Source organism: Serratia sp. CY32780, assembly GCF_052169135.1.
Taxonomy (GTDB): Bacteria; Pseudomonadota; Gammaproteobacteria; order Enterobacterales; family Enterobacteriaceae; genus Serratia; species Serratia sarumanii.
The window spans coordinates 1,701,146-1,715,325 of the sequence record NZ_JBJNLI010000001.1 but is presented as its reverse complement, the minus strand read 5'-3'; the positions used below and the strand labels follow the sequence as shown (position 1 = coordinate 1,715,325).

The following is a 14,180-nucleotide window of genomic DNA, read 5'->3' as shown; positions in this document are numbered from 1 at the left end:
TAATCTATTTTGAACTAGTACAAAAGGATTTATGTATGACTTCATTGTATGCAAAAGGCGGCGGCGCTGTCCAGATTGCCGAGCAGATCGCCGCACGCATCAAAGACGGCGCGCTGCGGCCGGGCGAGCTGTTGCCGCCGGTACGCCAGCTGGCGGCGGAGCTGGAGGTCAATCCGAATACCGTCGCCAGCGCATACGCCCGATTGCGCGATGCCGGTCTGGTGGCGACGCGCGGGCGGGCGGGAACGGTGGTGCTGGAGCCGCCGCTGGCGGCGGTGAGTGCGGCCTATGCGCCGCGCCAGGTGCCGGCGGGGATGTGCGATCTGGCCAGCGGCAATCTCGATGCCGCATTGTTGCCGGCGTTGGCGCTGGGCGCGGCGGAGGCGTTCCCGCAGCAAAACGGCTATGACATCAGCGGCGATCTGCCGGTATTGACCGGCCTGGGGCGCGAGTGGCTCGGCCGCCAGGGCGTCACGCTGGGGGAACCGGCGGTGTTCTCCGGCGCGCTGGACGCGATGGAAAAGGCGCTGCGCTGCCATATGCAGCCGGGCGCGGCGGTGTGGGTGGAAGATCCCTGCTGGCCGCCGCTATTGACGCTGCTGCGCCACCTGCGTCTGCGGCCGCTGCCGCTGGCGATGGATGAACAGGGGTGTCGGTTGCCGGAAAGCGGAGCGGCGGGCGCGGTGATCCTGACGCCGCGCGCCCACAATCCGACCGGCGCCTCGCTCTCTGCGCAACGCGCGCAGCAGTGGCGGCGTTTTCTCAGCGCAAATCCGCAGTGTCTGGCGATCGTCGACGACTTCTGGGGGCCGCTGTCGCAGCTGCCGCTGCATCTGCCGTTCGACGGCGATCGCGGGCTGTACGTGCTGTCGCTGAGCAAGTTTCTCAGCCCGGATCTGCGCATCGCGCTGGCCTGCGGCAACCCGACGTTGCTGCAGGCAATGCGCGCCGATCAGTACATCAGCGAGCGCTGGGTCAGCCATATCTTGCAGCAGATCGCCGCCAGGCTGTGGGGGCAGGCCTTGCAGGAAGGGCAGCTGCAGCGGGCGCAGCAGGCGTATCAGGCCAGAAGGGATGAACTGGTGCAACGGCTCAACGCGCTGAATCACACGGCGCTGGCGGTAGGTGAAGGGCTGCACCTGTGGTTGCCGGTGCGGTCGGAAACCGCCGCCGCGCAGCTGATGGCGCAGCGGGGGTGGCTGGTGCAGGGCGGCGAGCCTTTTCGTCTGAAGAGCGATCCTGCGATCCGCGTCAGCCTGGCCAACGTGGCGCCGGCGCAACTGGCGGCTCTGGCGCAGGATCTGGCCGACGCCATGCGGGCCAGTACGGCGATCAACTAGGCCGGCGTCAGGCTCTCCTCCGCCAGCAGCTGCAGTGAGGTGAGCCGGGCGCTCGGTTCGGCGATCGGCGTGTCGATGATGAACTCGTCCACGCCGTACCGCTGCTGCAGCTGCGCCAGTTGTTGATGCACCTGCGGCGCGGTGCCGAGCAGGATATGGCTTTCCCGCGGCTCGATGCGGTAGTCGGTGGCGCCGGCCTGCTGCACGAAACTCTCGGCCTGCGCCAGGCTGCCGACGGTCACGCTCTGCTCACCGGCGACGTGGACGCGGTATTGCTGTATATCCGCCGCCAGCGCCGCGGCCTGTTCCGCGCTTGGCGCCGCGATCGCCGCTACCGCCAGCAGCGCCTTGCGGCCGCCGCTGTGTGCGGCGTAGTGCGCCAGCGCTGCGCTGATATCTTGCGGATTGCCGTTCAGTTGCGCGGCGAACACGAAGGCCCAGCCGGATTCGGCCGCCAGCGCCGCGCTCTCTTTGCTGGCGCCGAGCAGGAAGCGCTGAGCGCCGTGCGGCGGCAGCGGCGTGGCGCTCAGGCCGGGCTCGGCGTCGTCGTTCAGATAGGCGGTCAGCTGCGACAGCTGCTGCGGGAAAGCCGGCTTGTGTTGCCGGTCATGGGCAGCCTGCAGCGCCTGGGTGGCGAGCGGCAGGCCGCCGGGCGCTTTGCCCACCCCGAGATCGACGCGCCCCGGCGCCAACGCCGCCAGCAGGTTAAAGTTTTCGGCCACCTTGTAGGCGCTGTAGTGTTGCAGCATCACGCCGCCGGAGCCGATGCGGATGCGCGACGTCTGGCCGAGCAGGTAGCCGATCAGCACTTCCGGCGACGGGCAGGCGAGCTGCGGCGTGTTGTGGTGCTCCGCCAGCCAGAAACGCCGATAGCCCCAGCGTTCCGCCTGTTGCGCCAGATGCAGCGTGCGCGCCAGCGCCTGGGCGGCGCTTTCCCCGTCGGCGATCGGACTCTTTTCCAATATGCTCAAGGCATAAGCCATTTTCCCGCTCCTTTCCTCATCAGATATGCCTGACAAATACCATGCGGGCGGCGCGCGCCTTAATACTGATTGGCGATAGGATATTCCATTGATCCAAAACGAATTTGGATATGCGCAGATCGGTAAAGCGCCGCGATATTATCCTTCGAGCCAGGCCTTCAGACGAATGGCGTCACGGTAGTGGCCGTAGCGCGACTGCGCGCCGAGCAGGATCATCACCACCGGCTGCCCTTTGATGGTGGTGCGCATCACCAGGCAGTGGCCGGCCTCGTCGGTAAAGCCGGTTTTCTGCAGCTGGATCTTCCAGGCTGGGTTGTTGATCAGGCCGTTGGAACTGCGGTAGACCAACTGGCCTCGGCCAGGACGCACGATCTGCTGCTTGTCGGTGCTGAAGCGGCGAATCGATTGATAGCGATAGGCGTGATTGACCATCTTCAGCAGATCGTTGGCGGTCGCCACATTGCGCGGCGTCAGCCCGGTCGGATCGTAGAAGCGTGCGCGTTTCATACCGATGGTGCGCGCTTTCTGATTCATTTTCGCCACGAAGGCCTTGCGTCCGCCGGGATAGCTGCGGCTCAGCGCCGCAGCGGCGCGGTTCTCCGAAGACATCAGGGCGATGTGCAGCATGTCGCGGCGGCTGAGCACCGAGCCGATGGTCAGGCGCGAGTGGGTTTTCTTCAGCAGATCGCGATCGGCGGCGGTGACTTTCAGCCTGCTGCCCATCGGGCGTTTGCTGTCCAGGGCGACCATGGCGGTCATCAGCTTGGTGAGCGAGGCGATCGGCAGCACGCGGTTCGGCTGCTTCTGATAGAGCGTCTTTCCGGTGCGTTGATTGACGACCAGCACCGATTTGGCGTTCAGCACCAGCGGCGGCGCAGCGGCATGCACGGGCGCCAAAACGAACAGCAGGCTGAACAGGAGGGCGGCGCCGAAGCGCCGGGCGGGCAGACGGAGAAAAGCGTGAGATAAAAGCATAACGGCGGCAATAGTGACCCTAAGTGATTAAAAAATATCAAAAGAGTCTGCCCGGCAAATGTGAAGAAAATAGGGCGATAATCGCTCAAACTGTTACAACAATCCCTTTTGTTGCAGCGTGAAGCGTGTGGCCTCGTTCAAATCGTAGTCCGCGAGACGCTCGCGCGGCACCCAGGCGTAGTCGTCGAACTCGTCGTTGATCGTCACGTCGCGGTTGGCGGCATGGCAGTCGAAAATCAGGTAAATCATATAGATTTGCTCCCGGCTGCCGTCGGCATAGGTTTTGATGCGCACATCGTCGCGGAAGGTCCAGGGCGTGATGCCGTCGAGGATCAGCGCGGCGCCCAGCTCTTCGCGCACTTCGCGCCGCAGTGCCTGTTCTATCTGTTCACCCGGCTCGACGCCGCCGCCGGACAGCGCCCACTGGCCGGGGAACACGCCCTTGTGCGCCGCCATTTTGCACAGCAGGAAGGCGTTATCGTTTTCAATCAGCGGGCAGACAATGATGCGCTGGCGCATGGAAGACTCCTGTCAAAATGGAAAGCAACCACTTTAACATGGGGTTTAGCCCCTTAGCGTGAGAGAAATCAAAGCGTTGTATTAGCGCAGAGAAGCGGTAGCCGCCTCTCTGCGCTAAGGTCAGTAGATTTCCGGCACCACCATGTTGTCCGGCACCGGGCTACGGTGGTATTCCGGGCTGCGTTTGCGCTGCGGCAGCGTGATGACGTTGCCTTCGGCTTCCTCATAAGGCACCTGCTGCAACAGGTGGGTGATGCAGTTCAGACGGGCCTTTTTCTTGTCGACGCCCTGAACCACCCACCAGGGCGCTTCGGCAATGTTAGTGCGCGCTAACATGATTTCTTTGGCCTCGGTGTAGTCCTCCCAGCGGCGGCGGCTTTCCAGATCCATTGGGCTGAGCTTCCACTGCTTGAGCGGATCGTGAATGCGGCTGAGGAAACGCAGCTCCTGCTCCTCATCGGTGATTGAAAACCAGTATTTGACGATTTGGATGCCGCTGCGCGTCAGCATTTTTTCGAATTCCGGCACGCTGCGGAAAAACTCCTCATACTCTTCGTCGTTGCAAAAGCCCATCACGCGCTCCACGCCGGCGCGGTTATACCAGCTGCGGTCGAACAGCACCATTTCACCGGCGGCCGGCAGATGCGCGATATAACGCTGAAAATACCACTGGGTGCGTTCGCGATCGTTCGGCGCCGGCAGCGCCGCCACGCGGCAGGTGCGCGGGTTGAGGCGCTGGGTGATGCGCTTGATCACGCCGCCCTTGCCGGCGGCGTCGCGGCCTTCGAAGATGATCACCAGCCGGTGGCCGGTGCGCATCACCCAATCCTGCAGCTTCACCAGCTCGCCCTGCAGGCGCAGCAACTCGCGGAAGTATTGCTTGCGCCAGGCTTTCTTCGCGTCGCTGTCGACTTCTGCCGCGTCGAAGCGCAGGTCGTCCAGCTCCATTTCCAGCTCTTCGTCGTAGCTGTCGTAAAACTCTTGCAGCAGGCGCTGGTTGAAACCGTCATCGCGGTTGACTTCATGCATGGTCATCAGATTTTCTCCGTATCGGCCCGGTGTTAGAAATGGTTGAAGATCCAGTACAGCACCGCCGACAGCAGCACCGAGGCCGGCAGGGTTAGCACCCAGGCCATCAGCAGATTGCGCAGGGTGGCCATCTGCAGCCCGGAGCGGTTGGCGGCCATGGTGCCGGCGATGCCGGACGACAGGACGTGCGTGGTCGAAACCGGCAAGCCGAAGGCGTCGGCCGCGCCGATGGTGGTCATCGCCACCAGTTCGGCGCTGGCGCCTTGGGCGTAGGTCAGGTGCGATTTACCGATCTTTTCGCCCACCGTCACCACGATGCGGCGCCAGCCGACCATGGTGCCGAGCCCCAGCGCAATCGCCACCACCACCTTCACCCAGAAGGGAATGAAGCGGGTGGCGTTGTCGAGTTCGCCCTTCAGCGCGTCGAGGTTGCGCTGCGCGTCGGGATTGATCTGCAGCTGATGCTCTGCCTTCAGGTGCTTGATGGTCTCGGACGCCAGATACATGTCGTTGCGGGTGTTCGACACCGCCTGCGCCGGGATCTTGTCGACCGAGCCGTACTGACGGATTTGATCGCCGATCGCGCCGGCCAGCTGCGCCAACGCCGGCACCACCTCCGGCGTCAGCTCGCTGGTGCGCACATAGCCGGTCAGCACCTCGCGCGGCGGCGTTTGGCCGCCGGCCGGGAACTGGCGCAGCAGCTGGTTTTGGGTCACCTCCGCCAGCGCCGCCACCCGGGGAATCTGCTCCGGCGGCATCGAACGGTTCAGGGCGTAGGCGATCGGCATGGTACCCACCAGGATCAGCATGATAAGGCCCATGCCTTTCTGGCCGTCGTTGGAGCCGTGGGCGAAGGAAACGCCGGTGCAGGTGAGGATCAGCAGCCCGCGGATCCACAGCGGCGGCGGGGTATTGCCCTTAGGGGCGCTGTACAGCTGGCGGTTCTTGACGAACAGCTTTAGCGCCAGCAGCAGCAGGCCGGCGAACACGAAGCCGATCACCGGCGACAGCAGCAGCGCGTAGCCCACCTTGATCGCCTGGCCCCAGTCCACGCCGCTGGTGCCGGTGCGGCCGTGGATCAGGGCGTTGGCTACGCCGACGCCGATAATCGAGCCGATCAGCGTATGCGACGACGAGGCGGGCAGCCCGAGCCACCAGGTGCCGAGGTTCCAGATGATGGCGGAGAACAGCAGGGCGTACACCATGGCGAAACCGTTGCCGGTGCCGGCCTGCAGGATCAGCTCGACCGGCAGCAGCGAAATGATGCCGAAGGCCACCACGCCGCTGGAGAGCAACACGCCGAGAAAGTTGAAGAAACCGGACCACACCACGGCGACCATCGGCGAGAGCGAATGAGTGTAAATCACCGTTGCGACCGCATTGGCGGTATCGTGGAAGCCGTTGACGAATTCAAAGCCCAGCGCGATCAATAGCGCCAGCCCCAATAATAAAAACGGAACGTAACTGGTATAGACGGCGCCGGCGTCGCTGACGTCGTTAAATAAGTTCACCCCGGCGAACGCGATCCCCAGAATTAATAAGAACACAAAAAAAAGAACAGTGAGTCGACTGTTCTTTTGATGCAGTTTGGGCAGGCTGGAGGCGGCCGGCATGTCCGGTTGAACGGCGCTGTTATCGCTCATAATGACCTTCCTGAGAGGATTGGATGCGGTAGCTGTCGCCTGAAAAGTATTCTGAATGAATGTGGCTTTTTTATGACGAAAATATTAATCATCGGGAACGGCGAAAATCATTAACGCCGATAAATAAAGATTGTTATAACAGCGGGGACGGTCTTGGGTTAACGGCAACAGGCAGGATAGGGCGTTATGGTGCAACGGTTAGCGGAAAAGATGCACAAGCTGGATTTTGATGATGAAGTGACCGGGCTGATCTACGGCCATGTGTTTCGTTCCGGTGAGCCGCCGAGGCGCCTGAACTCGCAGCAGGTCTGCCAGGCCTATCAGACGTTGCCGCCCGGCGACGGTTTTATCTGGCTGCACCTCAATCTCAACCACGCGGCGGCGGAGAAGTGGTTGAAAAATCATTTTGCCATTTCCGATTTTTTCTTCCACGAGATTCGCCACGGTTCGCACACCACGCGCATTGAGCGCCAGGGCGACGATCTGTTCGCGGTGCTCAACGATGTGATCTTCCACCCCGAGGACAGCAACCCGGAAACGGCGACGCTGTGGCTCTATTGCTGCCGCGGGCTGGTGGTGACCGTGCGCCATAAACCGGTGCGGCTGATTGAACGGCTGCTCGGCCGCCTGACGGCGCTGCAGCTGGCCTCGTCCACCGAACTGCTGGCGCACCTGCTGGAAGAGCAGGAGGACGTGCTGGAGCAGGTGGTGCGGCAGGCCAACCAGTATGTCGATACCATCGAGGATCGCCTGCTGACGCGCCGCGTCAAACGCAATCGCACCGAGCTGGGGCGCATGCGCCGCATGCTGCTGCGCTTTCAGCGCCTGTTGGCGCCCGAACCGGCCGCGCTGTTTCGCCTGTTGAACCGGCCGCCGACCTGGCTGAGCCGTGAGGTGGTGCAGGATCTGCGGCAGTTTACCGAAGAGTTCACCGTGGTGTTGAACGATCTCGCCAGCCTGACCGAACGCATCCGGCTGCTGCAGGAGGAGCTGGGCGCCAAGCTGATGGAGCAGAACAACCGCACGCTCTACACGCTGACGGTAATCACCGTGCTGGCGCTGCCGATCAATATCGTCGCCGGTTTCTTCGGCATGAACGTGGGGGGGATCCCGCTGGCCAGCAATCACCACGGTTTTATCCTGCTGGTGTTGCTGGTCGGCAGTTTTACGCTGATCGCCGGTTATCTGGCGTTCAGGCGCAGGGACGAGTCGTAATTACAGGCGGGCGCGGTACTCTTCTTCCAGCCGGGCATGGGTGCTCCAGAACGGCTGCGGCGCCCGATCGTGCAGGCGATCCTGCAGGATATCCAGATGGGTGTGCCAGCCGCCGGCGACGCTGAGCATCTCGTCGCGGTTGGCCAAACGCCGGTGGGTGACCGTCAGCAGCACCGCGCTTCCCTGTTCCGTCAGTTCGAAGGTCACTTCGGAAGGGCGGCCCTGATCCTGTTCGGCCCAGGTAAAGCTCAGCAGGCGCGGCGGGAACAGGCAGGTGATGTGGCCGCGGTTGCTGACGCAGCCGCCGTGCTGTTTGTATTTGGCCGGCGGGGGTTCGTGCTCGCCCGCCAGATCGGAGTTGCGAAATTCCAGCTCCAGCGGCGCGCCGTTCTCCAACGTCATGGCGCCGGCCGCCAGCCAGGTGGCGCGCTTGTCGGATTCGGTCAGGTAAGCCCACACCCGCTCGATGGGGCCGGGCAGCAGCCGCTGGATGCGCAGCGTACCGGGTTCGATAATCATGCCGTAATCATTCATGGTTCACTCCTTGGGAGGAAGCTGTTCGGGCTGCAGCAGCGCCTGTTCGAGCGCATCCAGCCGTTCAGTCCAGAAATGTTCATAGGTTTGCAGCCAGTGCATGGCCTGCGCCATAGGCTCGGGTTCGAGCCGGCAGATATGGTTTCTTCCTTGCACGGTGCGTTGCACCAGGCCCGCATGTTCCAGTGCTTTCACGTGCTTGGAGGCGCCGGCGAACGACATCTGCAGCGGCGCGGCCAGTTCGCCGATGCTGCGCTCACCGCCGGCCAGCGCGCGCAACATCGAGCGGCGGGTCGGGTCGGCCAGCGCATGAAAAATGGCGTCCAGCTGTGAGGAAGATAATTCAACCATATGGTTGAATATAGAACAGGCGGGCTAATATTCAACCGTTTTGTTGAATATTTTTTGCCCCGGCGAAAACCGGGGCGGGGATCAGGCGCCGGCGTGCGCCAGCAGGGTGTTCAGCAACACGTCGGCGCCGGCGGTTGCCCAGGCGGGGGTGATGTCTTCCCGCTCGTTGTGGCTGATGCCGTCCACGCAGGGAATGAAAATCATGGCGGTTGGGGCGACGCGGTTAAGGTAACAGGCATCGTGGCCGGCGCCGGAAATCATGTCGCGATGGCGGTAGCCCAACGCTTGCGCGGCATGACGTACGCTGTCGATGCAGCCCCGATCAAAAGCGATCGGGGGATACTGGAAAATGCGCTCGGCGCGAGCGGTCAGGCCGCCGCCGTTGACGTGGTTTACCGCCGCCAGCAGGCGCTGCTCCATCTGTTCCAGAATTGACTCCTGCGGATGGCGGAATTCGACGCTGAAAAAGACCCGGCCCGGCACCACGTTGCGTGAATTGGGGGTAATTTGCGCCATGCCCACCGTGGCGCGCGCGTCGGGCGCGAAATCCCAGCCGATGCGGTTGACCGCCGTCACCAGCTCGGTGAAGCCCAGCAGGGCGTCGCGGCGGCGATCCATCGGCGTGGTGCCGGCGTGGGCGCTGAAGCCGACGACCTCCAGTTCGTACCAGCGCTGCCCCTGTGCGGCGGTTACCACGCCGATGTCGAGGTGCTCCGCTTCCAGAATCGGCCCCTGTTCGATGTGCAGCTCGAAGGCGGCATGGATCGGCGTGCCGCCCACCGGGTGTTCGCCGGCGTAGCCGATGCGTTCCAGCGCGTCGCCGAGGCTGACGCCGTGCTCGTCGCGGCGCGTCAGACCGTATTCCAGCTCGAAGACCCCGGCGAACACCCCGGAGGCGATCATCGCCGGCGCGAAGCGAGCGCCTTCTTCGTTGGTCCAGTTGATCACTTCAATCGCGCGTTCGGTGACGATCTGCCGATCGTTAAGGCTGCGAATCACCTCCAATCCGGCCAGCACGCCGTAGGTACCGTCGAAACGGCCACCGCGGGGCTGCGAGTCGCCGTGAGAACCGGTGACCACCGGCGCCAGCTCGGGCCGCGCGCCTTCACGGCGCAGGAACATGTTGCCCATTCGATCGACGCGCACGCTGCAACCGGCCTCCAGTGCCCACAGGCGCAGCTGGTCGCGCGCCTGGCGATCCTCTTCGCTGAGCGCCAGGCGGGTGACGCCGTTGTCGGCGATGGCGCCGAACTGCGCCATCGCGTGCAGGCTTTGCCACAGGCGCTCGCCGTTGACCCGATACGTCATTGCTCTTCTCCCGGCGTTTTGGCGGTGTAGCGGAAATCGCAGCAGGGGGCGCCGGACATGATGGTTTGGCTGCGCTGCAGCTCGACCTCCGGCGCATAGCCGACGATAAACTGGCTGTCGCGCGCGCAGGAGAGCAGGTGGCCGATTTCCCCCAGCCCCATCTCGTGGTACATCTCGGCGTAGCGGCAGCGGGTGACGTTATAGTCGAAGTGCTGTTCGTCCTGGTTGATCACCTCAACGCGCAGCGCGTCGTCTTTTTCCCACAGATACTGCAAGGCGGCGAAGCTGCGCAGATCCGCGCCGTTCGGTTCCTGTGCGGCGAACCGTTTGCCCGCCTCGATGGCGGCATTCTCGATGGCTTCGCCGATCACCGCCTGAGCGCGCGCCTTGCCGATTTCACGCACCAGGATCTGGTAGATCGGTTTGATGATCTCCGCTTCGATCTTTCTGCGGGCCAAAATGCCCAATTCGTTGTTTGCACAGCTCATCGCCTTGCTCCTCTTGATTTATTGTGGTTTGGCGCCGCCCAACACGGTTTGCGGCTGCCATTTGCCGTCCACTACCCGGTACAGGGTGAAGCTCGGCTGTTGCAGGTTGCCCTGCGCATCGAAGGCGATGGCGCCGGTCACGCCCTGATAATGGATGGCGCGCAGTTTCGGCAGGTAATCGGCCGGATTGGCCGAGCCGGCCTGTTCGATGGCGGCGATCAGCACCCGGGTGGCGTCGTAGGCGAAGGGCGCATGCAGTTCGATGTGGGTGTGGTAACGGTCGCGGTAGGCTTGTTCAAACGCCTTGCCGCCCGGCATCTGTTCCAGCGGCAGCCCCGGCTCCAGCGCGACGACGCCTTCGCCTTCACGCTGCGCCAGCGTCAGGAAGGTCTGGCTGACAAAGCCGCCTGCGCCCATCAGCTGCGCGTTCATGCCCAGCTGTTTCAGTTTGCGCGCCAGCGGTGCCGCCTGGGAGTCCACGCCGCCGAAGAAGATCAGATCGGCGTTTTTGCTGCGCACGGTGGTCAGCACGGCGCTGAAATCGACGGTCTTGTCGTCGACGTATTCGCGGGTGACCGGCTGCACGCCTTGGGCCTGCAGCGATTTGATGAACTCGTCCGCCAGGCCCTGGCCGAAGGCGGTGCGATCGTCGATCACCGCGATGCGCTGGGCTTTCAGCGTTTTCACCGCATACTGCCCGGCATAGTTGCCGCCGTCGTCGTCATGGCCCATCACGCGGAAGCTGGTGTCAAAGCCTTGTTGCGTGTAGCCGTGGCCGGTGGCGACCGGCGCCACCTGGGCGATGCCGGCATCGTGATAGATGCGCGCCGCCGGGATGCTGGTGCCGGTGTTCCAGTGGCCGACCACGCCGGCGACGCCTTCGTCGACCAAACGCTGCGCGACGGCCACGGCGGTGCGCGGATCGGACTGATCGTCCTCGGACAGCAATTTGAAGGTGACCGGTTTGCCGTTCAGCGTCGGCTTTTGCGCGTTGGCGTCGGCGATCGCCAGCCGCGCGCCGTTTTCGAGATCTTTGCCGATGCGCGCGGAAGGGCCGGTCAGCGGCCCGGCCAGGCCGATCAGCACGGTGTCGTCCGCCAGCGCCGGGAGGCTCAGGATCATCGTCATGGCGGCCAGCGCCAACGGCTTGATGCGAAAGTTCTGCTGCATGTCATACTCCTGGTGCGGTTAAAGGTAACAACGGTTATTCACCCAAATAGATCTGTTTGATTTTTTCATCGTCCAGCATGTCGGCGGAGCGGCCGGTGTGGCTCAGGCTGCCGCTGTCCAGCACATAGGCGCGATCGGTGGATTCCAGCGCCAGGCGGGCGTTTTGCTCGACCAGCAATAGCGTGACGCCGTCACGTGCCAGCTGTTTGATGACCGAAAAAATGGCTTCCACCACAATCGGCGCCAGCCCCATCGACGGCTCGTCCAATATCAACAGGCGCGGGCGGCTGAGCAGCGCGCGGCCCATCGCCACCATCTGCTGCTCGCCGCCCGAAAGCAGCCCGGCCGGTTGGTTCAGGCGCTCGTTCAGGCGCGGGAAGGTGGCGCATACTCGTTCGAAATCGTGCCGTACCGCCGGTTTGTCACGCCGCGCATACGCGCCCAGCTGCAGGTTTTCTCGCACCGTCAGGCGGGTGAAAATGCCGCGACCTTCCGGCACCATCACCAGCCCCTGTTGCAGCAAGCGGTGCGGCGCCATGCCGCGAATCGAACGGCCGTCGAACAGGATGTCGCCCTCGAACGGTTGCAGCCCGGTCAGCGCCCGCAGGCTGGAGGTCTTGCCCGCGCCGTTGGCGCCGATCAGCGTGACCTGTTCGCCGGCGTTGACCGTAAAATCGATGCCTTTGACCGCATGAATGCCGCCGTAGGACACTTTGAGTCGTTTAACGCTCAGCAGGGCTTCAGACATGCGCGCCACCTCCCAGATAGGCCTGAATGACCGCCGGTTCACGCCGAACCTGCGCCGGTTCGCCTTCGGCGATCGCTTTGCCGTAGTCCAGCACCGTCAGGCGATCGCACAGGCCCATCACCAGCTTGACGTCGTGTTCGATCAACAGCAGCGTTTTGCCGCTGTCGCGAATGCGCAGCAGCAGCTCGCGCAGCGCCACTTTTTCTCCGGCGTTCATGCCGGCCGCCGGTTCGTCCAGCGCCAGCAGCCGGGGCTCGGTCGCCAGCGCGCGGGCGATCTCCAGGCGGCGCTGATGACCATAGGCGAGATCGCCGGCGCGGTAATGGGCGAATTGGCCGATGCCGACGTACTCCAGCAGCGCATGGGACTTATCGCGCACCGCCTGTTCCTCCTCCCTGGCGCGGCGGTGGCGAGCGATCGCCGCCCACAGGCCGTTGCGGGTGCGCACGTGGCAGCCGACCATCACGTTTTCCAGCACGCTCATTTCGTTGAACAGCCGCAGGTTCTGGAAGGTGCGGGCGATGCCGGCCTGCGCCACTTTATCGATCGCCTGGGGCCTATAGCGCTGGCCCGACAGGCGGAATTCGCCCGCGTCGGCGCGATACAGACCGGTGATCAGATTGAAGCAGGTGGTCTTACCGGCGCCGTTCGGCCCGATCAGGCCATAGATTTCCCCCTGGCGGATGCTCATGCTGACGTCATCCACCGCCGTCAGGCCGCCGAAGCGTTTGCTGACGTGATTTAAAGCGAGCAAAGGCGTCATGCGGCGTTCCCCCTTATATGGCGTGCCGGCCACAGGCCCGCCGGGCGATACAACATCACCAGGATCAGCGCCAGGCCGTAAAACAGTTGGCGAATGATTTCCGGGTCGATCAGCACCTGGCCGAACAGCGCCTGCTGCAGTGGCCCCATGCTGCTGCGCAGCAATTCCGGCAGGGCGGCCAGCAGCAGCGCGCCCAGGATCACCCCGGGGATGTGCCCCATGCCGCCGAGCACCACCATCGCCAGGACGGCGATCGATTCCTGCAGGGTGAACGATTCCGGCGACACGAAGCCCTGAAACGCGGCGAACAGCGCGCCGGCCACGCCGCCGAAGGTGGCGCCGATGGCAAAGGCCAGCAGCTTGAAGTTGCGGGTGTTGATGCCCATCGCCCGCGCGGCGTCCTCGTCATCGCGGATCGCCGTCCACGCGCGGCCGATGCGCGAATTTTGCAGCCGCAGGCTGATAAACAGGATCGCCAGCAGCAGGGCGGCGAACAGGTAGTAATAGAGGTACAGGCCGGAGAAACGCACGCCGAACCATTCATGCATGCCGGAAAACTTCAGGCCGAACAGGCTGACCGGGTCGATGCCGGAAATGCCTTTGGGGCCGTTGGTGAGGTTGACCGGGCGATCGAGATTGCGCATCAAAATACGTACGATCTCGCCGAAACCGAGCGTGACGATCGCCAGATAGTCGCCGCGCAGCCGCAGCGTCGGCGCGCCAAGCAGAATGCCGCACACGGCCGCCAGCAGCGCCGCCAGCGGGATCAGCCACAGCATCGACAGATGAAGCCCGTCGGGGAACCACTGCAGCAGCAGCGGGAACTGCTGCGTCAGATGCGGTGACGACAGCAGCGCGGCCAGATAGGCGCCAACGGCGTAAAAAGCGATAAAGCCCATGTCCAGCAAGCCGGTCATGCCCACCACGATGTTCAGCCCGAGCGCCAGCATCAGGTACAGCAGCGCGAAGTCGACGACGCGCACCCAGTAGTTGCCGCCGGCGGCGCCCGCGACCCAGGGCGCCAGCAGCAGAGCGAGAATGAACAGCGTCAGCCCCAGCCTGGCGCGCCGAGGCGTGGTCAGGGGAAGCGTGGAAGTTAAAACGGTCATCATGA

Annotated in this window: 15 protein-coding genes; 2 read left to right on the top strand and 13 right to left on the bottom strand. The window is 63.7% G+C overall.

Annotated elements, in window-relative coordinates; translation table 11 throughout:
- The first annotated feature begins 35 nt into the window (after window positions 1-35).
- Window positions 36-1,340, top strand: coding sequence for an aminotransferase class I/II-fold pyridoxal phosphate-dependent enzyme (locus ACJ8HH_RS08300; protein ID WP_060451599.1), 1,305 nt, complete (start codon window positions 36-38; stop codon window positions 1,338-1,340).
- On the opposite strand, the gene ACJ8HH_RS08295 is transcribed toward ACJ8HH_RS08300, so the two are convergent.
- From ACJ8HH_RS08295 to ACJ8HH_RS08275, 5 genes are all read right to left on the bottom strand, one after another.
- Entirely contained in the window at window positions 1,337-2,323 is a 987-nt protein-coding gene (locus tag ACJ8HH_RS08295; RefSeq protein WP_060451598.1) for an MsnO8 family LLM class oxidoreductase, read from the bottom strand. The genes ACJ8HH_RS08300 and ACJ8HH_RS08295 overlap by 4 nt on opposite strands.
- Window positions 2,324-2,461: 138 nt before the next feature.
- A complete protein-coding gene (pbpG, locus tag ACJ8HH_RS08290; RefSeq protein ID WP_033653085.1) occupies window positions 2,462-3,298 on the bottom strand; it encodes a D-alanyl-D-alanine endopeptidase in 837 nt (278 codons plus the stop codon).
- Window positions 3,299-3,391: 93 nt separating this feature from the next.
- Entirely contained in the window at window positions 3,392-3,817 is a 426-nt protein-coding gene (gene nudI, locus ACJ8HH_RS08285) for a nucleoside triphosphatase NudI (protein WP_033653086.1), read from the bottom strand.
- A gap of 120 nt (window positions 3,818-3,937) precedes the next feature.
- Window positions 3,938-4,852, bottom strand: coding sequence for a polyphosphate kinase 2 (ppk2, locus tag ACJ8HH_RS08280; protein WP_033648410.1), 915 nt, complete (start codon window positions 4,850-4,852; stop codon window positions 3,938-3,940).
- A 26-nt stretch (window positions 4,853-4,878) separates the two neighbouring features.
- Window positions 4,879-6,489: an inorganic phosphate transporter gene (locus ACJ8HH_RS08275; RefSeq protein ID WP_033634630.1), complete on the bottom strand. Its 1,611-nt coding sequence runs from the start codon at window positions 6,487-6,489 to the stop codon at window positions 4,879-4,881.
- A gap of 186 nt (window positions 6,490-6,675) precedes the next feature.
- Between ACJ8HH_RS08275 and ACJ8HH_RS08270 the strand changes: the two genes are divergently transcribed.
- The gene (locus tag ACJ8HH_RS08270; protein ID WP_033653089.1) at window positions 6,676-7,704 is read left to right on the top strand and encodes a transporter; all 1,029 of its coding nucleotides are present in this window, start codon (window positions 6,676-6,678) and stop codon (window positions 7,702-7,704) included.
- Here the strand turns inward: ACJ8HH_RS08270 and ACJ8HH_RS08265 are convergent, their stop codons facing one another.
- From ACJ8HH_RS08265 to ACJ8HH_RS08230, 8 genes are all read right to left on the bottom strand, one after another.
- The gene (locus tag ACJ8HH_RS08265) at window positions 7,705-8,238 is read right to left on the bottom strand and encodes an SRPBCC family protein (RefSeq protein WP_033634628.1); all 534 of its coding nucleotides are present in this window, start codon (window positions 8,236-8,238) and stop codon (window positions 7,705-7,707) included. It abuts the gene before it with no gap.
- 3 nt (window positions 8,239-8,241) lie between these two features.
- Window positions 8,242-8,589 carry an ArsR/SmtB family transcription factor gene (locus tag ACJ8HH_RS08260; RefSeq protein WP_004938187.1) on the bottom strand — a complete coding sequence of 116 codons (348 nt, stop codon included), beginning with the start codon at window positions 8,587-8,589 and terminating at the stop codon, window positions 8,242-8,244.
- Between the two features lie 81 nt (window positions 8,590-8,670).
- A complete protein-coding gene (locus ACJ8HH_RS08255) occupies window positions 8,671-9,897 on the bottom strand; it encodes a Zn-dependent hydrolase (RefSeq protein WP_060437835.1) in 1,227 nt (408 codons plus the stop codon).
- Window positions 9,894-10,385, bottom strand: coding sequence for an L-2-amino-thiazoline-4-carboxylic acid hydrolase (locus tag ACJ8HH_RS08250; RefSeq protein ID WP_033634625.1), 492 nt, complete (start codon window positions 10,383-10,385; stop codon window positions 9,894-9,896). Before ACJ8HH_RS08250 ends, ACJ8HH_RS08255 begins: the two co-directional genes overlap by 4 nt.
- Before the next feature lie 18 nt (window positions 10,386-10,403).
- On the bottom strand, window positions 10,404-11,513 hold the full coding sequence (locus tag ACJ8HH_RS08245) for a branched-chain amino acid ABC transporter substrate-binding protein (protein ID WP_371514366.1): 1,110 nt from the start codon (window positions 11,511-11,513) through the stop codon (window positions 10,404-10,406).
- A 76-nt stretch (window positions 11,514-11,589) separates the two neighbouring features.
- Window positions 11,590-12,303, bottom strand: coding sequence for an ABC transporter ATP-binding protein (locus ACJ8HH_RS08240; RefSeq protein ID WP_047567334.1), 714 nt, complete (start codon window positions 12,301-12,303; stop codon window positions 11,590-11,592).
- Window positions 12,296-13,066, bottom strand: a complete 771-nt coding sequence (locus tag ACJ8HH_RS08235; RefSeq protein ID WP_033648404.1) for an ABC transporter ATP-binding protein — start codon at window positions 13,064-13,066, stop codon at window positions 12,296-12,298. Before ACJ8HH_RS08235 ends, ACJ8HH_RS08240 begins: the two co-directional genes overlap by 8 nt.
- Complete coding sequence (locus ACJ8HH_RS08230) at window positions 13,063-14,175, bottom strand: ABC transporter permease subunit (RefSeq protein WP_060451597.1); 1,113 nt, start codon at window positions 14,173-14,175, stop codon at window positions 13,063-13,065. The genes ACJ8HH_RS08235 and ACJ8HH_RS08230 overlap by 4 nt, the downstream gene beginning before the upstream one ends.
- Between the last annotated feature and the right edge of the window lie 5 nt (window positions 14,176-14,180).